The 23,019-nt window shown below is 56.3% G+C and carries 18 protein-coding genes; 5 read left to right on the top strand and 13 right to left on the bottom strand.

The genetic code is table 11. The annotated features are described in order from the left end of the window. Window positions 1-426 precede the first annotated feature (426 nt). The 3 genes from QZ554_RS04865 (at window position 427) to QZ554_RS04855 (ending at window position 3,543) form a co-directional block, all read left to right on the top strand. A complete protein-coding gene (locus QZ554_RS04865) occupies window positions 427-1,977 on the top strand; it encodes a FadL protein (RefSeq protein WP_297194746.1) in 1,551 nt (516 codons plus the stop codon). A gap of 136 nt (window positions 1,978-2,113) precedes the next feature. Beyond that, the gene (locus QZ554_RS04860; protein WP_297194745.1) at window positions 2,114-2,689 is read left to right on the top strand and encodes a nitroreductase family protein; all 576 of its coding nucleotides are present in this window, start codon (window positions 2,114-2,116) and stop codon (window positions 2,687-2,689) included. A gap of 2 nt (window positions 2,690-2,691) precedes the next feature. Then, a complete protein-coding gene (locus QZ554_RS04855; RefSeq protein ID WP_297194744.1) occupies window positions 2,692-3,543 on the top strand; it encodes a Rossmann-like and DUF2520 domain-containing protein in 852 nt (283 codons plus the stop codon). Window positions 3,544-3,771: 228 nt separating this feature from the next. Here QZ554_RS04855 and QZ554_RS04850 read toward each other — a convergent pair whose 3' ends face one another. The 11 genes from QZ554_RS04850 to QZ554_RS04800 all read right to left on the bottom strand — a co-directional run bounded on the left by QZ554_RS04850 (window position 3,772) and on the right by QZ554_RS04800 (window position 15,238). Continuing rightward, window positions 3,772-4,107, bottom strand: a complete 336-nt coding sequence (locus QZ554_RS04850; RefSeq protein WP_297194743.1) for a translation initiation factor — start codon at window positions 4,105-4,107, stop codon at window positions 3,772-3,774. A 13-nt stretch (window positions 4,108-4,120) separates the two neighbouring features. Beyond that, window positions 4,121-4,588: a pantetheine-phosphate adenylyltransferase gene (coaD, locus tag QZ554_RS04845; protein ID WP_297178625.1), complete on the bottom strand. Its 468-nt coding sequence runs from the start codon at window positions 4,586-4,588 to the stop codon at window positions 4,121-4,123. Window positions 4,589-4,603: 15 nt separating this feature from the next. After that, window positions 4,604-5,779: a Xaa-Pro peptidase family protein gene (locus QZ554_RS04840; protein WP_297194742.1), complete on the bottom strand. Its 1,176-nt coding sequence runs from the start codon at window positions 5,777-5,779 to the stop codon at window positions 4,604-4,606. A gap of 63 nt (window positions 5,780-5,842) precedes the next feature. After that, window positions 5,843-7,435 (bottom strand): replicative DNA helicase, encoded by a 1,593-nt coding sequence (gene dnaB / locus QZ554_RS04835; protein WP_297194741.1) that lies wholly within the window; start codon window positions 7,433-7,435, stop codon window positions 5,843-5,845. 7 nt (window positions 7,436-7,442) lie between these two features. Continuing rightward, window positions 7,443-9,230 carry a translation elongation factor 4 gene (gene lepA, locus QZ554_RS04830; RefSeq protein WP_297194740.1) on the bottom strand — a complete coding sequence of 596 codons (1,788 nt, stop codon included), beginning with the start codon at window positions 9,228-9,230 and terminating at the stop codon, window positions 7,443-7,445. 159 nt (window positions 9,231-9,389) lie between these two features. Next, window positions 9,390-10,403, bottom strand: a complete 1,014-nt coding sequence (locus QZ554_RS04825; RefSeq protein WP_297194739.1) for an ABC transporter ATP-binding protein — start codon at window positions 10,401-10,403, stop codon at window positions 9,390-9,392. 3 nt (window positions 10,404-10,406) lie between these two features. Next, window positions 10,407-11,441, bottom strand: a complete 1,035-nt coding sequence (locus QZ554_RS04820) for an iron ABC transporter permease (RefSeq protein WP_297194738.1) — start codon at window positions 11,439-11,441, stop codon at window positions 10,407-10,409. Continuing rightward, window positions 11,438-12,592 carry an ABC transporter substrate-binding protein gene (locus QZ554_RS04815; RefSeq protein ID WP_297194737.1) on the bottom strand — a complete coding sequence of 385 codons (1,155 nt, stop codon included), beginning with the start codon at window positions 12,590-12,592 and terminating at the stop codon, window positions 11,438-11,440. The genes QZ554_RS04820 and QZ554_RS04815 overlap by 4 nt, the downstream gene beginning before the upstream one ends. Before the next feature lie 81 nt (window positions 12,593-12,673). After that, complete coding sequence (locus QZ554_RS04810) at window positions 12,674-13,714, bottom strand: FAD:protein FMN transferase (protein ID WP_297194736.1); 1,041 nt, start codon at window positions 13,712-13,714, stop codon at window positions 12,674-12,676. A gap of 51 nt (window positions 13,715-13,765) precedes the next feature. Beyond that, window positions 13,766-14,719, bottom strand: a complete 954-nt coding sequence (locus QZ554_RS04805; RefSeq protein WP_297194735.1) for a glycosyltransferase family 2 protein — start codon at window positions 14,717-14,719, stop codon at window positions 13,766-13,768. 9 nt (window positions 14,720-14,728) lie between these two features. Then, window positions 14,729-15,238, bottom strand: coding sequence for a DUF4199 domain-containing protein (locus QZ554_RS04800; protein WP_297194734.1), 510 nt, complete (start codon window positions 15,236-15,238; stop codon window positions 14,729-14,731). Between the two features lie 2,223 nt (window positions 15,239-17,461). Between QZ554_RS04800 and QZ554_RS04795 the strand changes: the two genes are divergently transcribed. After that, a complete protein-coding gene (locus QZ554_RS04795; RefSeq protein ID WP_297194733.1) occupies window positions 17,462-18,661 on the top strand; it encodes a pyridoxal phosphate-dependent aminotransferase family protein in 1,200 nt (399 codons plus the stop codon). Between the two features lie 122 nt (window positions 18,662-18,783). Beyond that, on the top strand, window positions 18,784-19,746 hold the full coding sequence (locus QZ554_RS04790; protein WP_297194732.1) for an ecotin family protein: 963 nt from the start codon (window positions 18,784-18,786) through the stop codon (window positions 19,744-19,746). Between the two features lie 158 nt (window positions 19,747-19,904). On the opposite strand, the gene QZ554_RS04785 is transcribed toward QZ554_RS04790, so the two are convergent. Continuing rightward, window positions 19,905-21,524, bottom strand: coding sequence for a glycogen/starch synthase (locus tag QZ554_RS04785; RefSeq protein WP_297194731.1), 1,620 nt, complete (start codon window positions 21,522-21,524; stop codon window positions 19,905-19,907). A 443-nt stretch (window positions 21,525-21,967) separates the two neighbouring features. After that, window positions 21,968-22,909, bottom strand: coding sequence for a GLPGLI family protein (locus tag QZ554_RS04780; protein ID WP_297194730.1), 942 nt, complete (start codon window positions 22,907-22,909; stop codon window positions 21,968-21,970). Window positions 22,910-23,019: the final 110 nt, after the last annotated feature.

Here is a 23,019-nt window from a genome sequence, read left to right as displayed (position 1 = left end):
CTCGTCACCTATGTAAGGTGACGAGGGCGTTCTTTATAGGAGCGTTGAGGCGTTCATTACTTGTATACTTTAGGGCTCTCAGAATGGGCTCCAAAATCATGCCTCGACAGAGCCCATTCCCTCCTCCACACAGAGCCCATTCCCTCCTCCACACAGAGCCCATTCCCTCCTCCACACAGAGCCGACTTCACCCTCCACACAGAGCCGACTTCACCCTCCGTACAGAGCCGACTTTCTCCTCCGCACAGAGTCCCCTTTGCCCCACACACAGAGCTCCTTGATCCCGCAAGCAAAGCCCCCTAAGACTTATGCCCTCACACCCCCAGACTGCACACATTCACCGCATGTGTGCAATAATTTATACCTTTGCCCTGCTAACCTCGGGGCTACCTATGCCTCTGAGGTGTTCACTAAACAAAGAATTTGATGAAAAGAACCCTAGCCCTTGGGCTCATCTGCCTAAGCACCTACTCCTCCGCTCTCGCTGGAGGGCTACTCAATAATACGAGCCTGCATGCCCTCTATCTGAGGAGCCTCGCACGCAATGCCTCTACCGCTATTGACGCAGCCTACTACAACCCCGCTGGCCTCGTCTTCACTCCCGACGGATGGCGTTTCTCGATCAATAGCCAGACGGTCTTTCAGAAGCGAGACATCGAGGCGACCTTTGCCCCCTTCGCCTTCAATGGCGGTGGGACGACGAAGCGTTTCGAGGGGACAGCCACTGCGCCTATTGTCCCCACGCTCATGGCAAGCTACAAGAAGGGCGACTGGGCATTCTCTGCTGTCGCTGGTGTCTTCGGTGGCGGTGGGAAGGCTCGCTTCGATAAGGGACTCCCCCAGTTCGAGGCTGCTGTCTCTATGATCCCCACGACCACACAGGCGATCAAGGCCATACTGAGCAATCCTGCCCTAGGGTCTGCTCTCCCCTCAGGTATTGCCGCCCAGCTCCCCACCCTCACCGCCCCCCTCACTGCGGTGAACAAGTATTCTGTCGATAGCCGTCTGGAGGGACTACAGTACACCCTAGGGCTACAGCTTGGGGCGACCTACCGCATCAACCCCTACCTCAGCGCACACCTCGGGGCACGCCTGAGCTATGCCTACAATACCTACACGGGCTACATTCGCAACATCCGAGTCAATAACCAAGCAGGCGAGATGGTCTCCGCTCCTACCTACTTCGCAGCTGAGGCTCTGAAGTACAAGGCTCTAGCAGAGAACCCCGCCGTCAAGAGTGCCCTGGCAAGCCTCCCCCCTGCCGTACTGGGGCAGGTACGTACCCTACTCGGTGCACCCGCAGCCCTAGCAGCAGGCTCGGTAGACAAGCGTATCGAGGTCAAGCAGACGGGGATCGGTATCGCTCCCATCATCGGCCTACACCTAAGCTATGAGGGGCTGAACGTGGGGGCTCGCTATGAATTCCGTACGGCACTCGAGGTGAAGAACCAGACGAAGGCCAACGACTCGGGCATGGAGCAGTTCAGAGACGGCGCCAAGGTCGCCAACGATATGCCTGCCGTACTAGCTATCGGTGCTTCGTACCGGATCCTACCCACCCTCACAGCCTCGGTGGGCTTCAACCACTTCTTCGAGAAGCAGGCACGTATGTCGGGGGACAAGCAGAAGGCTCTCAGCCACAACACCAGCGAGTACCTCTTCGGGCTCGAGTGGAATGCCCTCTCTTGGCTCGATGTCAGCGCAGGCCTACAGCTCACTCGCAAGGGGGTGACGGATGCCTATCAGAGCAACATCCACTTCGACATGAGCTCCAACTCCTATGGTCTCGGTGTCGGTATAGACCTCTCCAAGGAGATCCAGCTGAACATCGCCTACATGCTCACCGACTACAAGAAGCACACGAAGGCGATCGACTCCTACGTCTCTACCGCCCTCCCAGGGGTGAACACCAAGGCCACAGAGGTCTACACACGTAAGAACCAGATCATCTCCATCGGCATCGACTACACCCTCTAGTAGGGACACGACCGAGAGCGATCCCACAGCGAGGCCACACCCTAGAGAGCTAGAGTGTGGCCTCGTCGCACACAGCCCACACCTTGGCTAGTCTTTATATCTTTGTGGGACAAATGGACTTAAATACGACAGAGCAATGACTAACGACCAAGACAGGCTACACCTGCTACCCGCTATATACACACGGCGCTCCGTGCGCCAGTTCACCGATGAGCCCCTCTCGGGCGATGAGGTGAGGCTCCTGCTGGAGGCAGCTCTGAGAGCCCCCTCCTCCCGAGGTCGGCACACGACGCAGTTCATCCTCGTCGAGCAGCGAGATACCCTGAGGGAGCTGAGCTATATGCGGGAGGATGGTGCAGGCTTCCTGCGGGAGGCACCACTAGGGATCGTCCTCCTGGGCTCTCCGATGGAGTGCGAGAAGTGGATCGCCGATGCGACCCTCGCCGCAGGCTACCTACAGCTACAGGCCGAGGCACTAGGACTCGGCTCCTGCTGGGCCAATGTCTACGGGTGCTATACCCCCAATGGGCAGGAGTCTGTCGAATATGTGCGCAACGTCCTCGACATCCCCTACCAGCTAGAGGTACTCTGTATCATCGCTATTGGGCACAAGGCGCATGAGACCACTCCCCACCCCATCGAGGAGCTCCGCTGGGAGCAGATCCACCTAGAGCGGTACAGCCTACCCGAGGAGGGCGAGCAGGAAGGATAGCGATGCACGACAATAGCCTACCCCATCGACCACCAAGGGTCTCCCCCGAGGAGCAGCGTATCGTACTCCTCGGTGCGGGCAACGTGGCTACGCACCTAGCCCGAGCTCTGCACGGCCTCTCCACGAGCCTAGGGCGCTGTCGGATCACCGAGATCTACAGCCCCAGCGGAGTGAGTGCCTCCAGCCTAGCCAGCACGCTAGCGGGAGAGGTCAGGAGCACCAGCCAGCTCGCCGAGCTCAGCCAAGATGCTGACTGGTACCTCTTCGCCGTGCGGGATGATGCTCTCCCCTCGCTCTGGCAAGCATTGGCAGGGCACACCTCGGGGATCTGGCTACACACCTCGGGCAGTACCCCTCTGGAGGCCATGGCAGAGTACCACCAGCAGGTGGGTGTCCTCTATCCCTTACAGACCTTCAGCAAGGCAAAGGCTATCGACTTCTCCTCCATCCCTCTCTACATCGAGGCGGGCGAGGGAGAGACGCTTGTCCAACTGAGCCAACTAGCAGAGAGCCTAAGCCACGAGGTGCACGAAGCCTCCTCGGCACAGCGTGCTATCCTACATGTCGCAGCGGTCTTCGCCTGTAACTTCAGTAACCATCTGGTCGCCCTAGCCGAGGAGCTCCTCACCAGCCACGGCCTACCGCAGAAGGCACTCCTCCCCCTGCTTAGTGAGACCCTAGAGAAGCTCTACACCCTCCCAGCCTCCGAGACACAGACTGGCCCTGCCGTCCGAGGGGATCGTCAGACCCTAGAGCGACATCTCAGCCTACTGCAGGGACGACCCGAGCTTAAGTCCCTCTACCGCCTACTCTCTGAGCAGATCCAGTCAAGGAGCAAGCTACTCCACCCCTAGCCCTCTCCTCCCTTACTTAGGCAAAGGTCTACCCACGAAGGCCTGGGAAGGGAGCCCACTAGAGCCCGTATTAGATAGGGACACAGAGGAGACCCCACAGAGCGATAGAGAGCAGTAGGGATAGACGTCACCGCTAGAAGCAGATCGCCCCGATGACCCACGTGGATCATCGGGGCGATCTGCTTTTGGCCTTAGCCTAGGTAGGACGTAATCGATGTGACATGCCTACTACTTCGTCTGCGTGTAGCCGAGGGAATGTAGGATGGTAAGGAGCTTGGTGCGCTGGTCGCCTTGGATGAGGATCTCTCCATCCTTGGCAGAGCCCCCGACCCCACAACGCTGGCGGAGGGTCTTCCCCAGAGCCTCGAGGTCTTCCTCAGAACCAACAAAGCCCGAGATGAGCGTTACCTCCTTGCCCCCTCGTTGCTTGCGAGAGAGCGAGAGGCGTAGGCGTTGCCCAGCAGGAGGGAGCGTCGCTACCTCGGGTTGGTCATCCTCTGTGGTATAGCTATAGTTGGGATCGGTGCTGTAGAGCACCCCTAGGCGTTTCTTCCAGTCCGACATAGAGGTGGGGAGCTTAGGGATTGACCTCTAGGGAGAAGCCCTGAGGCAAGAAGGTAGACACATCCCCCCCATAATGTAGGAGCTCACGCACCACTGTCGAACTGATGTGGGTGAACCGCTGCGAGGCAGGTAGGAGCACCGTCTCCATATCGGCGATATGGCGATTGAGGTCGGCCAGCGTACGCTCGTACTCCATATCGGTACTACTGCGCACACCACGTAGGAGGACCTTCACCTTGAGCTCCTGCGCCAGCGACACGGTAAGTCCCGTATAGGTCAGCACACGTACACGTGGCTCATCGACATAGTAACGCTGGATCTGCTGGAGACGCTCTTGGGCGGTGAAGAGGTTGCGCTTAGCATCGTTCGTCCCAATGGCGACAATGACTTCATCGAAGAGGTCAAGGCCACGAGCTACGATATCGGCATGACCACGAGTGAAGGGATCGAAGGACCCCGCATAGAGAGCTTTGCGCTTCATGAGAGAGGTGGGGCTTTAGGACTTTGTTAGGTCAATGATCTCCTCTGGGGCAGGCGTGAGGCACTCGACACCTGTAGCCGTCACGAGGTAAGTATTCTCTATACCCACTGCACCGACACCGGGGAGGACAAACTTAGGCTCGAAGGCGATCACCATCCCCTCCTCGAGGACATCCCGACTGCGCCCCGTCAGCACGGGCATCTCGTTGATCTGCAGTCCTAGGCCATGCCCCACGAACTGCGCCTGCTGCTCCGTCCCCATGAAGTAGGGCTTAGCACCCTCTGCCTCCACGATAGCGAGCGTGTCGGTATAGAGACTTGCGCAGGTAGTACCCGGCCGAGCCTGCTGCATGACCTCCCGATGGAGGCGACGACTCAGCTCATGTAGGCGATAGGCTTCGTCTGGCAGACGACCTATCGAGTAGGTGCGTGTGAGGTCGGAGTAGTAGACCCCATAGTTGCCCGCCATGTCGATCATCACCGCCATACCGGGCTCTAAGGGGGTGCCATTGGCTCCGAGAGGTAGGGCAAGCGTACCTGCACCACCGAGGGCAAAGTCATAGGGTGAGGGTGCTCCAGCATTGTCCCCAGCCAGCAGACTACCCATATAGATCTCCATCGCTGTGCCGAAGCAACGGAAGAGACCTACCGATCCTCCACGTCGCATCCGATACTCGATCTCGACCTGCAGGTCACGATCCGTCATGCCTGGACGATACAGATCCTTGATATAGCTGTAGGCACGTACGTGTCGCTCTGCTCCCTGACGGGTCTGCTTGATCTCTAGTGGGCTCTTCACCATGCGAGCTTCCCTAAGGAGCGTCGTCGCATTATGTATCTGGGCATTGGGGAAGAGGCGTACTTGGCGCTGGATATCCGAGTAGGTCTGCTCGTCCAGCTCTAGTGCGACCGAGGTCAGCTGAGTGGTATCCATCAGCTCTGCGATCTGCTCGATCTTGCGGATGGCGTGTACACCCTCCTGCCCCTGCACGAGGGACTGGGGACGACGGATGAAAAACTGAGCCTCCCCCTGCTGTGGGATGACAGCTAGGCCGGAGTAGATGTGTCCGAAGGTGTAGAGTAGATTGACATTCGAAGCAATGACGAGTGCGTCGATCCCCTCTCTCTGGAGGAGTGCCTGCACACGCCTGATACGGAGCTGGTAGTCCAGCCGATCATCTGAGTGAAGCATTTGTATAGGTGGGTTCATTAAGTTTCGATAGGGAGCAAGCTAGGAGTCGATCCATAGCCAAGACTAAGGGAAGGGTACGCCTCCCAGCGGATCGACCCCTCCTGCGAGTGGGTCATCCTGTCCCTGCGCACTCCCCGGCGCCTGGGCCGAGGCTATGGTGCGACCACTGAGTGATACACCCTTGCCCGGTGTGGCAGATGCACCTGCTGAAGTGGCTGCTGACTCGGGCTCATCCATGGGAGAGAAGCGAGCATAATCAGCCTTGAAGGTCAGGCGCACCTCCCCTACAGGGCCATTACGATGCTTGGCGATGATGAACTCCCCTACACCACGTAGCGACATCCCCGTCTCGGGGTCTACCGTGATCTTGTAGTACTCAGGGCGGTGGATGAAGCAGACGATATCAGCATCCTGCTCGATAGCTCCAGACTCACGAAGGTCAGAGAGCTGGGGACGCTTGCTATTGGCATCCCCACCCTGCAGTCGGTTCTCCACACCACGGTTGAGCTGGGAGAGGGCGATGATGGGGATATTAAGTTCCTTGGCGAGCATCTTGAGGGAGCGGGAGATGGTACTGACCTCTTGCTCTCTGTTGCCGAAGTTCATACCGCTGGCATTCATGAGCTGCAGGTAGTCGATGATGATGATCTTCACCTGATGCTCACGTACGAGACGACGAGCCTTGGTACGTAGCTCAAAGACGGAGAGCGAAGGGGTATCGTTGATGAAGAGTGGCGCAGACTCTAGGGTGCTGATACGATTGTTGAGGCGTACCCACTCCTCATCGCTTAGGCGACCACTCTTGATCGTCTGTCCGTTGATCTCACAGACGTTGGAGAGGAAACGCTTGACGAGCTGTACGGCACTCATTTCTAGGTTGAAGAGCGCAACGGGTATCCCATGATCCACCGCCATGTACTTAGCCATCGAGACGACAAAGGCTGTCTTCCCCATAGCAGGACGTGCGGCGATGATGATGAGGTCAGAGTTCTGCCAGCCCGAGGTCATCTCGTCTATATCGTGGAAGCCCGTGGTCAGCCCGCTGATCCCCTCGGAGCGGTTAGCGGCGATCTGTATCTCGTTGATAGCGCCCTTGACGAGGGGGTTGATGGGGACGAAGTCACGGCTAGAGTTCTGCTGAGCGATCTCGAAGAGCGAGCCCTCGGCCTGCTGGATCTGCTCCTGTACATCGATGACATCATCGTAGGCGCCCTTGAGCGTCGTCGAGGCCATCCCGATGAGACGACGGCTGAGTGCCTTATTGTAGAGAATATCAGCGTGTGCCTCGAGGCTACTGGTAGACATCACCTTCGAGGTCAGGCCTGCGATGAATGCGGGGCCACCGATCTCGTCCAGCACCTCCATCCTACGTAGCTCCTCGGTCACAGTGAGCATATCGATAGGCTGCTGTGCCATCGCTAGGGTCACCATCGCTGAGTAGACGAGCTCGTGCGCCTTGACGTAGAAGGTATCGGGGCGCAGGCGCTCACTCACTCGGGCATAGGCATCCTTCTCTAGGAGGATTGCTCCTAGGACGGCCTCCTCGAAGTCTGGAGCCTGTGGCGGTATGCGCCCATCCATCTCCATCGGGATGACGGGCTTAGGCGACTTCGTGACACGCTTAGGAGTCTTTGTCGTTGCTGCTGTGGTTGCCATACGTTATTTAATCGAGTTTCAGAACCGCAAGGAAGGCCTTCTGAGGCACCTCTACGGTACCGATCTGCTTCATGCGCTTCTTACCCTCCTTCTGCTTCTCCAGGAGCTTGCGCTTACGTGAGACGTCCCCACCATAGCACTTGGCCGTCACGTCCTTGCGCACGGCCTTGATGGTCTCTCGAGCGATGACCTTAGCTCCGATAGCTGCCTGGATAGCGATGTCGAACTGCTGGCGAGGGATGAGTTCCTTGAGCTTCTCACACATCCTGCGCCCAAAGGCTACGCTATTATCCACGTGCGTGAGCGTAGAGAGGGCATCCACGGGATCGCCGTTGAGGAGGATATCGAGCTTCACGAGCTTGGAGGGGCGGAAGTCGCTAAGGTGATAGTCAAAGGAGGCATAGCCCTTGGACACACTCTTGAGCTTGTCATAGAAGTCGATCACGATCTCACCGAGCGGTAGGTCGAAGAAGATCTCGATACGATCCCCCGATATATATTCCTGCTTGATGAGCTGACCACGCTTGCCGAGGCAGAGCGTCATGATAGGGCCGATATATGCTGTATTCGTAATAACCGAAGCGCGGATGTAGGGCTCCTCGATGCGGTCAATGAGCGTCACATCGGGCAGACCAGAGGGGTTGTGTACCTCTAGGCAGTTGCCCTTCTTGTCGTAGACCTTGTAGGATACGTTGGGGACGGTAGTGATGACGTTCATCCCAAACTCTCGGTCCAGTCGCTCCTGAATGATCTCCATGTGTAGGAGTCCGAGGAAGCCACAGCGGAAGCCGAAGCCCAGAGCGATAGAGCTCTCTGGCTGGAAGGTCAGGGAGGCGTCATTGAGCTGGAGCTTCTCCAGCGAAGCACGTAGGTTCTCGAAGTCCTCACTCTCGATAGGATAGAGCCCTGCGAAGACCATGGGCTTGACTTCCTCGAAGCCTGCGATCCCCACACTTGCTCCCCCCGTGACGTGGGTGATGGTATCACCGACCTTGACCTCTCGGCTGGTCTTGATACCTGAGATGATATAGCCTACATCACCCGTACGCACCTCTCGTCGAGGTTCCATATCGAGGCGAAGGACACCGACCTCGTCGGCATCGTACTCCTTGCCTGTGGCGATGAACTTGACATGATCCCCCTTACGGATTACACCATTGACGACCTTGAAGTAGGCAATGATCCCACGGAAGGGGTTGAAGACCGAGTCGAAGATCAAGCACTGCAGTGGCCCCTCGGGGTCACCCTTAGGTGCAGGGATACGCTCCACGATGGCACGAAGGATCTCCTCGACACCGAGGCCGGTCTTGCCACTCGCTCGGACGATCTCCTCACGCTTACAGCCGAGGAGCTCGATGATCTGATCCTCTACCTCCTCGGGCATTGCGCTCGGTAGATCTACCTTGTTGACAATAGGGATGATCTCTAGGTCATGCTCCAGAGCCATGTAGAGGTTGGAGATGGTCTGTGCCTGTATGCCTTGGGCAGCATCGACGATCAGCAGAGCCCCCTCACAGGCAGCGATGGAGCGAGAGACTTCGTAGGAGAAGTCCACATGTCCTGGGGTATCGATGAGGTTGAGGACATAGTCCTGCCCCTCCATCTGGTAGTTCATCTGGATCGCGTGGCTCTTGATGGTGATCCCTCGCTCACGCTCTAGGTCCATATTGTCTAGGACCTGCTCCTGTAGGTCTTTGCCCGAGACCGTCTGTGTCGTCTCTAGGAGGCGGTCGGCCAAGGTACTCTTACCGTGGTCAATATGGGCTATGATACAAAAGTTCCTTATATGCTTCATCTTGATGACAAAGATACGACGAAGATTACTAAGTAGCTCACACCTTCGCCGCTGCCCCTCTAGCGCTTCTCTCTCCTCGAGGGGCTCGTATAGAGGGCGGGGGTACCACCCCGTAGGTCGTCTCCCCCCCGAGGGACTCTATATATAATGTAGGCAGCTCTAGTCTATCCCCCTCAGCTCCGTGAGGAGCTCCGTCAGTGTGCCACAGTTTCGTGTCCCCTCTCCTGTGGTCAGATGCCACTCCGTAGAGCTCACGACGACTCGAGGCAGTGTCTCAGGCTCTGTCACGGGACAATAGCCTAAGCGAGCCAGAGCATGTACCGTCCAGCGAAGGCGAAGGGTCTGATCAGGCGAGGAGGCCTGCAGATAGATCGGGCGCAGGTCACTCTGCTGTACCGAGAACTCCCCTCGCTCCATATCATAGCTCAGCTCTGCACTGCCGAAGACACGCTCTATATCCCCACCGAGGACAAGATCCTCGGGTGCTCCCGAGACGATCCTCCCCGAGCGATCCATCAGCCAAAGGGTATCCGCCCAGCTAAGGGCAAGCTCCAGCTCATGGGTAGAGATCAAGATACCCTTCTGTAACTCACGAGCTAGCCGACGTAGCATGAGCACGACCTCCAGCCGAGAGGGGAGATCAAGGTGTGCTGTCGGCTCGTCTAAGAGGATGAGCGGGGTATCCTGCGTGAGAGCTCGGGCGATCATCACCCTCTGTCGCTCCCCATCACTCAGCTCCGTGAGGATACGCTGAGCCATATCACCCAGTCGGCAGGCATCGAGCAAGCGACGGATGATTGCCTCATCCTCCGCCCTTAGCCCTCCGAAGAAGTTCGTGTAGGGATAACGCCCCAGAGCGACGACCTCCCAGACCGTCATATTCCCCGTATCGACACGCTCCGTCAGGACAAGGCTCAGGAGCTGTGCCACCTCCTTCATTCGTAGCGTGGAGAGGCTCTTACCCGAGATGAGCACCTCACCCGAGAGGGGACTAAGGAGTCCTGCCATCGTATGCATCAGTGTGGACTTACCACTACCATTGGGACCCATGAGCATAACGACCTCCCCTGGGGCTATCCCGAGGTCGATACGCTCTGATACGACACGCTCACCACGACTCCCCGCATAGCCAGTCGAGAGTGCTCTCAGTAGGATCTGTTGCTCGCTCTGCATAGGCTAGTGAAAGGTCTTGCGCCCCGAGCGACTCCCCAGCACCACGAGGATCACCACGGGTGCTCCGAGCAGTGAGGTCAGAGCATTGATCGGTAGGACGAACTGATAGCCAGGTGCCTGCGTCAGCAGGTCACAGACCAGTAGGAGTAGCCCCCCCATAAGCATCGTCGCTGGTAGCAAGACTCGATGATCGGAGGTGCGGAAGATGAGGCGGACAAGGTAGGGCACCGCTAGCCCCAGGAAGGCGATAGGCCCCGTAAAGGCAGTGATACACCCCGTGAGGACGCTCGTGATCGTAATGAGGAGATAGCGCACCGCCACCAGATCGACCCCGAGGGATCGGGCATAGCTCTCTCCGAGGAGGAGGGCATTCATCTGCTTGGGCATCAGGAGCGAGCTAAGCAGGGCTAAGCTCACGATCGGGAGCATGAAGGTCAGCTGTCGCCAGGTCGTCGTCGAGACACTCCCAAAGGACCAGATGAGGTACGTCTTCAGCATCTCTTGGCTACTGAAGAACTGCAGGATCGAGATCACCGAGCTGGCTAGGAAGCCCACCATCACCCCGATGATCAGCACCGAGATCATATCCCGCACCCGAGAGGCTACGATAGAGATTAAGAGCAGGATCGTGAGTGAGCCTAGGCAGGAGGCGATGATGATCCCCCAGGTATTCGCCCCGAGTGCGAGGGAGGAGAGTCCGGGGAAGAGCACCGAGGCCATCGTGTAGACCGCTACTCCGACACCAGCACCACTATTGATCCCGAGGATCGAGGTATCGGCCAGTGGATTGCGGAAGAGGCTCTGCATCTGCAGGCCTGCCACCGCTATACCTGCCCCAGCGAAGAGGGCAGTCACCGCCTTGGGCAGGCGGAAGTGTAGGATCAGATAGCTATAGGTCGTCTCCTCCGACCGCCCTAGGAGGGCATCGATCACCGCATCCAGAGGTATAGACACACTCCCCCATGCCACGTCTAGGACGAAGAAGAGCAGGATCAGTACCCCGAGTGAGAGGAAGAGGAGCGAGGTACGTAGTCTCATCGCTCCAGACGAAGGAAGTATGTGGGGCTATACTGGGGCAGGAGGTGCGGGCGGGTGGCCTTGATCAAATCCTTGAGGATCAAGTGTGGACGATAGGGGGCTCCCTCCCAGAAGTCCGAGCTCCCGTAGCCCTCTGTCTTACGATCGACCCATACCGACCCCATCTGTGCTGCGTCAAAGTGTCCGTAGCGATCACTCAGCGCTAGGAACTCCTCTAGGCGAGTCAGTCGCTGGGGGGTAACGCAGATCCAGGTCTTGGCATGGCGATGACGGCTAAAGACATACTCGAAGCCCACGGGCTCACTCTCTAGACCCCGAGGCGTAGCGTCATAGCGGAGCTTAGCATCTCGGAGCATCGCAGTCACATAGGAGTCCTCCGAGGGGATGTACCACACACCCTGATAGTCGAGCCCATAGAGGATAGGGAGCTCCTCGGGCTCGGCACGTACCAGCTCACACGCTGCTCGGTACTCCGACTCTATGGAGCGGAAGGCTGAGTCGGCGACTTGGTTGCGCCCGAAGAGGAGGCCTACGACCTTGAGCCACTCAGCACGAGCCAGCAGGCTCCCCTCCTGCCAGTTGTGGATCGTCAGCGTGCTGATACCTGCACGGATGAGCTCCTGATCCTGCTCGGTGCTCTCGCTCATACTCTGGAGTAGGACATCGGGGTGGGTCGCTAGGATCTGCTCCGTATTGCGCCCCATACCTTGGCCGATATTGGCGATCTGCCCCGAGACGAAGCGCTGATGCAGGAGACTATCATTGATATTGGAGGGCTCACTGCAGGCCACCAGCACATCACGTAGTCCTAGGATCGGGAGTACCCCTACGTCTGTCGTGGAGAGACAGCCCAGTGTACGGGCAGGGATAGGGATGAGCTGTGCCTGAGTCTCTAGGGCAGGCTTGTGCCCTCGTGGATAGAGGATGTACCGCTCCAGCGTATCACGGGAGCCGGGCATGAGGATGAGGAGCTCCTTGTAGCCGGGATGGTTCGTGACCTGCACCCACTCGGCATGGGTAAAGGTCACGGGGAAGGCAAAGTCCACCGAGTCCGCCACGAGGCTATCGGTAGCACCGCTCTGCCCCTTCGTCCCACCGGTACAGCTAGCTAGCAGGACGAGGGCGATGAGGAGGGAAAGGATCTTTTTCATGAGTCAGGATCGGAGAGGATGAGGGAGCGAGGGACGCTCGGGGATAGGAGAATAGGGAGAGCGAGAGGGAGGGAGAAGCCCTTACTTATCCGGAAGTACGAGTCGCTTGAAGCCTGGGGACATCACCGTGCGGAAGCCCGAGTGTCCATCCCCTAGGATCAGCATATACTCTACCCCGGGGAAGTGGGTCAGCAGAGCAGGCACCTCACTGGACTGGCGGGTCATACACGCCGTAGCGAGCCCATCAGCTAGCATACACGTGGGGGCTAGGATGGTCGCACTGAGCACATCGGTCTGCAGTGGGTAGCCCGTACGAGGGTCGATCGTATGAGCCAGCTTGACCCCATTGACCACACGATAGTTACGGTAGTTACCCGAGGTAGCTAGCCCCCCAGCCTCACGAGGGAGCTGTAGACGTAGCTGTAGGTCATTGACCTGCCCTGAGGGGTCGTCGATGGGCTTGTCGATCCCGATGATCCAGGGCTCGCCCGAGGGATTGACCCCACAGTAGGCGATCTCGCCACCGAGCTCTACGAGGTAGTTACGGGCACCACGGGCAGAGAGCATACGTCCTACGAGGTCGGAGCAGTAGCCCTTGGAGATCGAGGAGAAGTCCATCTTCATCCGTGGATCTTCCTTGATCATCTCTTGACCCTCTAGCCGTACACGCTGGTAGCCCACGAAGGAGCGGATACTATCGATGACCCTCTGGCTCACACTGTCCTTCTTCTCGAAGCCGAAGCCCCAGAGGTTAATCAGTGGGGCACAGGTCACATCATAGCTACCCTGACTATGGCGAGAGATCTCCACCGACTGGAGGAAGACCTCACGGAGCATCGTATCGGTGTGGGTGGAGAGGTTGCGGTTGATCGCAGTGATGAGGCTCGTCGAGTCAAAGGGATTCAGAGAGCGGCTGAAGACGTGGAAGGTCGAGTCCACCTCCTGCTGATAGTTCTCCTCGAGGTCATACTGGATCGAGAAGTAGGTGTGAAAGACCTCCCCCGTGAGACGTGTATAGGTCGTCTCCTGCCGAGAGCTCTGACAGGAGGGAAGGAGGGCAAGTAAGCCAAGGAGGAGCACCGCAATGCGGGCTCTACCACGGAGCATCATAGGTCGGCACATAGGGCACTCGTCGTTCGTCCGTATGGATAGGTCTCTAGAGGGAGAGGAGGGCTAGAGCTCCTCCTCGATCTTGTAGTCGTTGCGGTCCTGTGACTGCCGAGCGATCAGCTCCGCTAGGAAGCCCGCCAGGAAGAGCTGTGTCCCGATGACCATCGCCGTCAGAGCGATGAAGAAGTAGGGACGTGAGGTGACTAGTGGTGCTGGGGTATCCGTGCAGATATGGACAAACTTGGAGACCAAGACCACGGCTAGGGCGATGAAGCCCACGATGAACATAAGGCTACCGCCTAGGCCGAAGAAGTGCATCGGCTTGCGCCCAAAGGTGGAGGTGAACCACAGCGTGATCAGATCCAGATAGCCATTGACGAAGCGGTTGAGCCCAAACTTGCTCGTCCCGTACTTACGTGCCTGGTGCTGGACGACCTTTTCCCCGATCCGAGAGAAGCCCGCTACCTTAGCCATATAGGGGATGTAGCGGTGCATATCGTTGTAGATCTCTATGCTCTTGACGACCTCACTGCGATAGGCCTTGAGCCCACAGTTGAAGTCGTGTAGGTTGTCGATCCCCGAGAGCTTACGTGCCGTAGCATTGAAGAGTTTGGAGGGGAGGTTCTTGCTCAGTATAGGGTCGTAGCGCTTCTGCTTCCAGCCACTGACGAGGTCGTAGCCCTCCTCACGGATCATCCTATAGAGCTCGGGGATCTCATCTGGGCTGTCCTGTAGGTCGGCATCCATTGTGATAACCACATCCCCACGAGTGCGGGCGAAGCCACACTGCAGGCCTGGAGACTTACCATAGTTACGTCTGAACTTCACGCCCCGCACATGCGGGTTCGTCTCTCTAAGGCTCTGGATGACCTCCCACGAGCTATCCGTACTGCCGTCATTGACGAAGATGATCTCATAGCTATAGCCATGCTCCTGCATCACTCGCCGGATCCAAGCCTCCAGCTCGGGCAGAGACTCTGCTTCGTTGTAGAGGGGTATTACGACTGATATATCCATGTACTGATCTTATTTTCTCCTAAGTATAAGCCCTACGACGATCCCCCATACTGCACCCAGTAGGATCGTCAGGCAATAGTCTGACCACAGCCACTGCCCCACACTGATCGCGCGCATCTCCTCGAATGTCTGCAGTAGGTCAGCCTTCCCCTGAATATTCGTCGTACGTAACGACTCCTGCAGCCCATCTAGGAGCGGAGGCAGTGCGTGACGGAAGTAGAAGTACTGAGGGATAAGGGCCAAGATCCCCCCACAAGCATGCAGTAGAACCACAAAACTAAAGCCCTGCCTAAAGGAGAAGTCTCCTGCGGGATAGTAGTACGCTCGATAGCCTGCTGCTCCTCGGTAAGCCATATAGGGCACAAAGAAGAGCATCCCTAGATAGAGGAAGAAGAAGAGGGGTGAGATATAGATACCCAGCAGACGTGCACTCGAGAGCGCCATGAGTATGATCCCAAAGGCAATACCAGAGCGAGCGGCTACTGGCAGTAGCGGAGAGGATGGAGTGGGTGATGCCATAATTCTTTTTTATTGTGCCACAAAGGTAGCATTATTAGAGCGATTGCCCAGCGCACATACCCCTACGGACAGCCCTTACCCAGCCAGAGTAGGCAGGGCAAGCCCTTCCCCCCAGCCCACCTCCCTCATCCTACTATTGCCATCCCTTAGTACTCACGCTCTCCGCATCCTCCAGTTCTCCGCCTCCTCACTCTCCAGCTCTCCAACCTCACACCCTCCAGTTCTCCGCCCCCTCGCTCTCCAGCTCTCCGACCTCACACCCATTCGATTCCAGACCTAAGCCCTAACCTTGGCATCCACGCCACATACATCTCCCCCCTACCCAACACTCCCCCTCCCCATGCACGAGTCCCTGCCTTTGACACTCCGACATCAATAGACGCTCCTACATAGCCCTCATCCTTCACCCCTACTTCACTACAGCCCACATCTCCTAAACAAGTTTCACCCTTCGACACCACCCGACACCCATCCATCTATATTCCTACCCTCCCCCTCATCAACCCCACCCCTACACTATCCACAGTCCAGAGCTTATACTCACCTGCGTTCCTTCTGACACTTGCCCTTTCGCTCTAACCAGCGTAGCACTTGCCCCCACGTCTCCAAGCCATCTAGGCAGGCAGATAGACAGAGATGAGTGCAAGGGGAACAGCATCAGATGACCCAAGCGGATAAAGCACCGGTCACAAGCCAACAAATCAGTCGAGTTTAGCGCTCCTCCCAAGAGCCTAGCCAAGAAGACAATATGAACCCAAGGAGAGGACTCGGTATCTTCGCTGTAATCACCTTACATAGGTGACCGAAGGGCTCTCGGTATGTTCGCTATTGCCTTCTCGGTATGTGCGCAGTCGTCACCTTACATAGGTGATTAGGGCGAACATTATATGTCCTATTCGACCCTTCTCAAGATGAGCTCTATTGCCCTCTCGGAATGTCTGAAAAAGAGCCTTTTATGGAGGGAAAGCTCCAAGGAAACATCTCCCAAACACATCGTCTCTAGTTCCCCTTTCCCCAACACGTCCCTACTCCCAGCCCCTAACCCAACTTCGCACCCTATCCAACCTCTGCCTTAGCTCCAACTCCAAACCCCACTTCGCCCCCAGTGCCAACGCATGAGCTCGCTCGCACACTCCTGCCTTTGGATCTTCGGGGGTATCGCTTCATATCCCAGAGAGCCTTAGCCCATCACTAAAGATCCTAGGCATCATCCCCAAGGAATAGACATACTAGCGAGCCCTACAGAGGAGATACTTAGAGCACACTTGTGTACACGCGTGTATACAGTAGTGTACACGTGGGTATACAGTTGTGTACACACGTGTATACTCATCCTTCCTAGGTAGGAGGGATACGCTGGGGATCTCTACACCTAGGACACGGATACTTCCATCCTCGGTGTATGCTCCTTGACAATCTTGCCCTCGCACTATGGTGATTTCATGCGTCAGCCCTGACTTTGCCCCCCTTCCTAAGCACAGCCAGACAGCTGCACCAAACCCTACTTTGCCCCCGCCCTAGCTCTATACTCAAATTCGGATCGAACCCTAGCTCTACTTCTTACTCCGCCCCCCTTGATCGCTCCCCGCTCCTAGCTCTCACCCGCAGACTGACATTGCCTATATATAATTATGGAGTAGAGTGCTTGCTGAGGAGAGCCCCCAGCCCCCTACATAGGAGCTCCCGATCATTAGGCAAGAGCTCCCCCATAGTCCCCCTATCCACCCAGCAGGTAGGGCTCTATCCCTAGAAAGAGTAGGTAGGCATTGGGGGGAGACGTGTCGCCCCCTCGGGGACTAGGTACACGCTTCCGCAAGAATATAGAAGAGGGTAAGACGGGCTTGACCGAGGGGCAAACGGAAGCTCCTAAATAATATTCAGTAAGAGCTAACCTTAGGACACCACCTCTTAACACCCTTTGTACTAATGACTTTTAGATCACGAGAGCCATAGGATTGCACGATTTTGAGAGAAATGTGTACTTTTGCCCGTATTTACGAAACATGGGTCACACCTTCAGGGGATCTTTAGATCAGGCAGTGGCTCTATACACAAATTACTGAAGAGGTGCTCCCTCTACGTCCCCACAACCCCATTGAATGGTGACGGAGAAGGCCACCCAGCCCCTAAGCTCCGACGAGGCGGAGCCCAGCGACCTAGCCAAGAGGACTAGCCCCCGCTGAGCTACCAGCTGAGGGTCACGGGGCGACAAGAAAGAATATAATGAACTTACTCGAGCAGAAATTAGCGTGCTATACCGAGCCTCAGCGGGCTCAAGCCGCAGGGATCTATCCTTACTTCAGAAAGATAGAGAGCGATCAGGACACTGAGGTACTGATCGATGGAAAGAAGGTACTGATGTTTGGCTCTAATGCCTACCTCGGCCTCACCAACCACCCTGAAGTCAAGGCCGCTGCTATCGCCGCTGTTGAGAAGTATGGTACCGGCTGCGCTGGTAGCCGCTTCCTCAATGGTACGCTAGACTCACACATCGAGCTGGAGAAGCGACTAGCAGCCTTCGCAGGGAAGGAGGATGCGATCATCTTCTCTACTGGCTTCCAGGTCAATCTGGGTGTGATCTCTTGCCTCCTCGGACGAGAGGACTATATCATCTGGGATGCCCTCGACCATGCCTCCATCATCGAAGGGATACGCCTCTCTCCAGCTAAGAGCCTACGATATAAGCACAACGACATGGAGGCCCTAGAGCGCCGCCTAAAGCAGTGCGAGCAGGACAAGATCAAGCTCATCGTCGTCGATGGTGTCTTCTCTATGGAGGGTGACCTATGTAAGCTCCCCGAGATCGTGGAGCTCGCTAAGCGCTATGGTGCCTCCGTAATGGTAGACGAGGCACACGGCTTCGGCGTCCTTGGCGACCACGGCCGTGGTGTATGTAACCACTTCGGGCTAACGAACCAGGTAGACCTGATCATGGGTACCTTCAGCAAGAGCTTTGCCTCGATTGGGGGCTTCATCGCTGGTAGCAAGGTCACGATCAACTACCTCCGCCACCATGCCCGCTCCTATATCTTCAGCGCCAGCTGCACACCCGCTGCTACGGCAGCTGCCAGCAAGGCACTGGACATCATGCTCCGTGAACCAGAGCGTGTAGCGGCACTCAAGGAAAAGACCCAATACTGCCTCGACCGCTTCCGCAAGCTCGGCTTCGAGATCGGCAATACCGCGACACCTATCATCCCCCTCTTCATACGAGACAACGAGAAGACCTTCCGCGTGACGGCCAAGCTCTTCGAGGAAGGTGTCTTCGTCAATCCCGTCGTCGCACCAGGAGTCGCCCCCGAGGATACGCTGATTCGCTTCTCTCTGATGGCCACACACACCTACGAGCAGCTAGACCGTGCAATAAATGCGCTACATAAGGTGTTTGTAGAGTATGAGATCCCATTGCACCCCGAGCCTTAGAGCAGGGAGGCATCTAGCAACAGATAGTTATTAGGTAGGATGCGGGTACTTTACTTCTAGGAAGTGAGGTACCCGTCATCTCTTCCACGGATAGAAGATAGACGAACATAATACAGACGGCAATGAAGACCTTGGCCACCAAGAGAGCTCCACTCGTGACCCTAGCGCTAGGACTTCTCTGTGCCTCATCACTAGGATGCCATGCGACGAAGGAGGCGCAGGATAGCCAAGCAGAGCACGCAGAGGACGCCCTGCTGACCTACGATGTGGATGCCGTGGGCTTCCCCCCTCACACCTTCGTCTTCACCCTACCTGTCGTCCCCTCGATCGAGGATTACCGCTTCGAGCTCACCCCTATACAGCGCAATACCAGTCCCTGCTCAGTATGTATGCTGAGCGGTCGCTTGGTCTCCAGTGAGAGTCAAGGTGGGCTGAGCTACTACGTCTACGACGGGAGCTCGGAGACCATCACCTCTCAGGACTACACCCCCGAGGGCTCGGCACGACAAGCTAAGTACTGCGTAGGCGAGCCCCTCCTACTCCCCTTCCGTGGCAATCGTCAGGTAGCCGTCACCCTACAAGCAGGCATACAGCTCGGCTACCGCTATTGGAAGGCAACGGGAGCAATCGAGGTAGCGAAGCCTTCGGCTACCCCACACAGCCATTCGCCCAAGGGTTTCGTCCCCTATGTCATCACTGCCCCCGAAGGCCTAGGAGCAGAGAGCTACTACATAGAACTCATCCCCAGCAAGCTCCTCGAGGTGGACTGCAACATACATGTTCTAAACGGCAAGTTTGAGCTACAGAGCGATGGCGAGAGTGACCTAACCTACATCTTCCGCTCCGATGGGACGACCCTCTCCACCCGTATGGGTTGTCCTGAAGAGTCCCTAGAGGAGAAGCTCATCCGCCACCCAGGGATCGTCGTCCTACGTCAGGCTGGAGCCTCAGTGGAGGTTTGCCTACCCGAAGGCTTCATAATGCGTTACCGCCTCTATGCTCCCGAGGGCGACTTCGTACCCCTATCAGAAGAGACAAAGGGCACTGCGACAAGACGTATTCCCCAAAGAACGCAAGCAAACTAGAGCTCACCGCACATAGACACAATCCCCCACAGACAAAGGCGGGATGACGGATAGCCACTAAACATCAAGAATAGCCCGCAATAGAAAGCCCCAGAGGGGTGGCACTCAGTATATCGAGTGCCACCCCTCTGGGGCTTTCTGTACCTAGGTAGGCGAGATTAAGACATCGCTTGGTAAGCCTGCTCGTAGTGACGATAGAAGTGCTTCCAGTCGGCCTCCTTCGCCAGCGTGAAGGCGAGCTTACGCTGTACCAGAGCTTGCTCCTTGGGTAGGGCGACCTGTGCGGCGATGAGCTGCGCTATGGTGGCAATGGCTTCATCGACATTGGTGTCAGTGCGTTCTACGACATGCACGGGTGGATAGGGAGCTTCATCATAGGGCTCCCTAGACTCTTCGTCCTGAGCCCATAGACCGAATCCTGCAAGATTAGTCGTGATCGTCGGTACCCCATAGCGAATGCTCTCTAGCGGAGTATAGCCCCACGGCTCATAGTAGCTTGGGTAGATCGTTAGGTCCATTCCGGAGAGGAGATTGTAGTAGGTCGCATCGAAGATACCATCGATCCCATTGAGGTAGCATGGGACAAAGATCACCTTCACACGACCCTCGGGGTGGTCTAGCCCTCGGTGGCGAATATGGCAGACCGCACGATCATGCTCCGTATTGTAGAGCCAGTGGGTCAAGCACGGATACAGAAGAGGTTGCGTCTGCTCCTCAGATGGATGACTGAGTAGATACTGGAGGTCTCGACGTGCGCCAGCTTCCCATGCCGGCACGAGGAGAAAGGCAACGACTTGGCGTGTCCCTCGGTACTTCAGAGCAAAGGCATGGAGGGACTCGATGAAGAGGTCTATCCCCTTATTACGATACTCATATCGACCACCAAGCGACACGAAGAAGGCATCCTCTGCAATAGGTGTGTTGTAGAGCTTCGAGGCTACCTCTGCTAGCCTGCGACGAGCCTTCCGACGCTTGGCAAGGAGCGGCGCAGTGAAGGGTGAGTGTCCCACGTGGAAGCCATTGGGCAGGACGACGGGACGACGCCCTAGGAGCTGCTCAGCTTCCCGAGCAGTGAGCTTACTTACCGTGGCAAAGACAGTGGCCTCATGTGCAGCTAGCTTCTCCACTGCATGCTTCGCCTCTACTCCGAGCTCACGAGCCATCTGATCCCCGTTGTAGTGACTCATCCAGGCATAGAGCTCCTTATCATTGCCCGCAATAGACCTCCCCACCGTAGTGGCATGCGTGATGAAGAGGGTATGAATATCGGGAGCATAGAGCTTGAGATAGAGTAGCCCCATGGCAGTCTGCCACTCATTGAAGAGGGCAATATTTGTCTCATCTCCACGCCAAGCTACGATACTCTGCATCACACGGCTGGCAGCGAGAGCGAAGAGAGAACACTCATCATAGTCCCCATAGCCCTTGTCACTCTCTAGTCCGTAGGCCTTCCAGAGCTCAAAGAAGAGGTCATTCTTCGTCTCCCATAGGGGGCGGAAGTCCACAAGCACTACCGGAGGTTCCCCAGAGACTGCCCAGCGCCCGACACGTACCCGAAGCCCCAGCGAAGGAGCTTGTTCCGTGAGCCAAGAGCCCAGCCATCCCTGATCTGTCTCAATAAAGTCGAGGGGAAGAGCATCAGTGTCCCCAGCGAGGAGGGGACCGATGAAGACGAGGTGATCGGTATGTTTCTGGGTCATGACGTCCGCGCGTGACGAGAGGACGGTGTAGATACCTCCCATCTTGTTGCAGACTTCCCAGCTAGCTTCTAGTATCATAATGCCCAGCGAATAAGAGTGAAAAATATGATGCGCTAAGAGGCTCTGCTAAGGCTTCCTCTTTCCCAAAGTTAGACATTTTTCCTGAACTAATGCAAAGAAAGCCCAAAGAGATATACCCCTCCCTACTACCCCACTCACACACGTGTCATAAGCCTATCTGTAGGGAGCTAGATAACAGAGGAAATAGGTCAAGAGTACCGACATAGCACCAAGAGAAGTAAAGGACTAATACACAGATGGGCTAGAATAAATGATGGATCAGGATGAGGTGGAGGATAAGGTATCGAGGCAAGGAAGCCTAAGGCCAGACCAGAGTATAATGGGCTGGTAGATACAAAAAGAGACTATGGCTGGGGGCATATACCACCCGAGCCATAGTCTCGTGTTATCAATTCATGCTGGGCTCTCATTGTTGGGAGAGCACCTAGTAGGGGGCGTGTCTAGTCCTTTTCCACTGGATTGTAGGACACAGGGATAATGGGCTGTTCAGAGATATGACGGCGTGGATACATTCTCTTCAGGTAGCCGATGTGAGACTGTCGCTGTGCTGCTTCCTTCTTGGAGATAGCTACATACTCTTCCCAAGCCTTCTTGATTACTTCTGGAGTACCTTCTACTGCCTCAGACTGAGATGGGCGGAAGATATGTTCCCCCTTGGGTGCACGCTCAAATCCAGTGAGGGTGAACTTGTAGTCCTTTGCTTCGTCATAGATACAGACGATCAGCCCAGGTAGACCACCGAACTTATAGGGGCCATACTTCATAGGGAACTTATCCGTATACCAAGCGATGTACTTACGTCCACGATAGGTCGTAGTAGCCTGACGGCACTTGTATCCTCCGATGGTGGAGAATCCTTCAAGGAGCTCCCACTTGAGCTTAGGTGCTGCCTCAGTATAGGTATAGAGCTTAGAGCCCACCTTCTCAAGAACCTCCATATTGTCGGTCTTGTTGTCGATGATTAGGCTTATGGGGAAGAAGCGACCTTCCTCCTCATACTCCTTACATTGAGCAGAAACATCAGAGAAGGGTATGCCCTCGCGAGAAGAGCTATCATAGATTGAGTCAGCCTGGAGTGTACCATAGTTCACATACTTCCTGCACTCTAGTCCGATCTGTAGTACTTGTGTCCAGACTACCTCTAGCTCTGGGTTTGAGGGCTGGGGGTGATAGGCAATTTCGTAGTACAGACGATAAACAGCAGAGTCAATGGACAGACGGTAAAGTCCTTCTGCGACAGAGCGTGCTGCGCCTTCTTCGCTTTTGCCTTTTCTGATAGTAAGACGACGCCATCCTTTTTCATTCTGAGCATTAGCTTGCTGGCTAAAACCACAAGAGAAGAGGAGCACGGCGCCTAATAAGAGGTGGTGTATTGTTCTCATAACGTGTACCGGTATATATTTTGCGTTTGTGTGCGAGTTGGGGGTTTTCCCCCTTAAATTTCATTGCAAACATACAACCTTTCCAGCAAGAAAACAAGTTTTAGGGATAA

It is taken from the genome of uncultured Porphyromonas sp. (assembly GCF_915070105.1).
GTDB lineage: Bacteria > Bacteroidota > Bacteroidia > Bacteroidales > Porphyromonadaceae > Porphyromonas.
This window is presented reverse-complemented; position numbering and strand designations above follow the sequence as displayed.

Coding starts and splice junctions, on each gene's coding strand:
- QZ554_RS04865 (WP_297194746.1), top strand. CDS start 427: ATGAAAAGAACCCTAGCCCTTGGGCTCATCTGCCTAAGCACCTACTCC.
- QZ554_RS04820 (WP_297194738.1), bottom strand. CDS start 11,441: ATGAGACTACGTACCTCGCTCCTCTTCCTCTCACTCGGGGTACTGATC.
- QZ554_RS04805 (WP_297194735.1), bottom strand. CDS start 14,719: ATGGATATATCAGTCGTAATACCCCTCTACAACGAAGCAGAGTCTCTG.
- QZ554_RS04815 (WP_297194737.1), bottom strand. CDS start 12,592: ATGAAAAAGATCCTTTCCCTCCTCATCGCCCTCGTCCTGCTAGCTAGC.
- QZ554_RS04790 (WP_297194732.1), top strand. CDS start 18,784: ATGAAGACCTTGGCCACCAAGAGAGCTCCACTCGTGACCCTAGCGCTA.
- QZ554_RS04850 (WP_297194743.1), bottom strand. CDS start 4,107: ATGTCGGACTGGAAGAAACGCCTAGGGGTGCTCTACAGCACCGATCCC.
- dnaB (WP_297194741.1), bottom strand. CDS start 7,435: ATGGCAACCACAGCAGCAACGACAAAGACTCCTAAGCGTGTCACGAAG.
- QZ554_RS04785 (WP_297194731.1), bottom strand. CDS start 21,524: ATGATACTAGAAGCTAGCTGGGAAGTCTGCAACAAGATGGGAGGTATC.
- QZ554_RS04855 (WP_297194744.1), top strand. CDS start 2,692: ATGCACGACAATAGCCTACCCCATCGACCACCAAGGGTCTCCCCCGAG.
- QZ554_RS04800 (WP_297194734.1), bottom strand. CDS start 15,238: ATGGCATCACCCACTCCATCCTCTCCGCTACTGCCAGTAGCCGCTCGC.
- QZ554_RS04860 (WP_297194745.1), top strand. CDS start 2,114: ATGACTAACGACCAAGACAGGCTACACCTGCTACCCGCTATATACACA.
- QZ554_RS04780 (WP_297194730.1), bottom strand. CDS start 22,909: ATGAGAACAATACACCACCTCTTATTAGGCGCCGTGCTCCTCTTCTCT.
- QZ554_RS04795 (WP_297194733.1), top strand. CDS start 17,462: ATGAACTTACTCGAGCAGAAATTAGCGTGCTATACCGAGCCTCAGCGG.
- lepA (WP_297194740.1), bottom strand. CDS start 9,230: ATGAAGCATATAAGGAACTTTTGTATCATAGCCCATATTGACCACGGT.
- coaD (WP_297178625.1), bottom strand. CDS start 4,588: ATGAAGCGCAAAGCTCTCTATGCGGGGTCCTTCGATCCCTTCACTCGT.
- QZ554_RS04825 (WP_297194739.1), bottom strand. CDS start 10,403: ATGCAGAGCGAGCAACAGATCCTACTGAGAGCACTCTCGACTGGCTAT.
- QZ554_RS04810 (WP_297194736.1), bottom strand. CDS start 13,714: ATGTGCCGACCTATGATGCTCCGTGGTAGAGCCCGCATTGCGGTGCTC.
- QZ554_RS04840 (WP_297194742.1), bottom strand. CDS start 5,779: ATGCTTCACTCAGATGATCGGCTGGACTACCAGCTCCGTATCAGGCGT.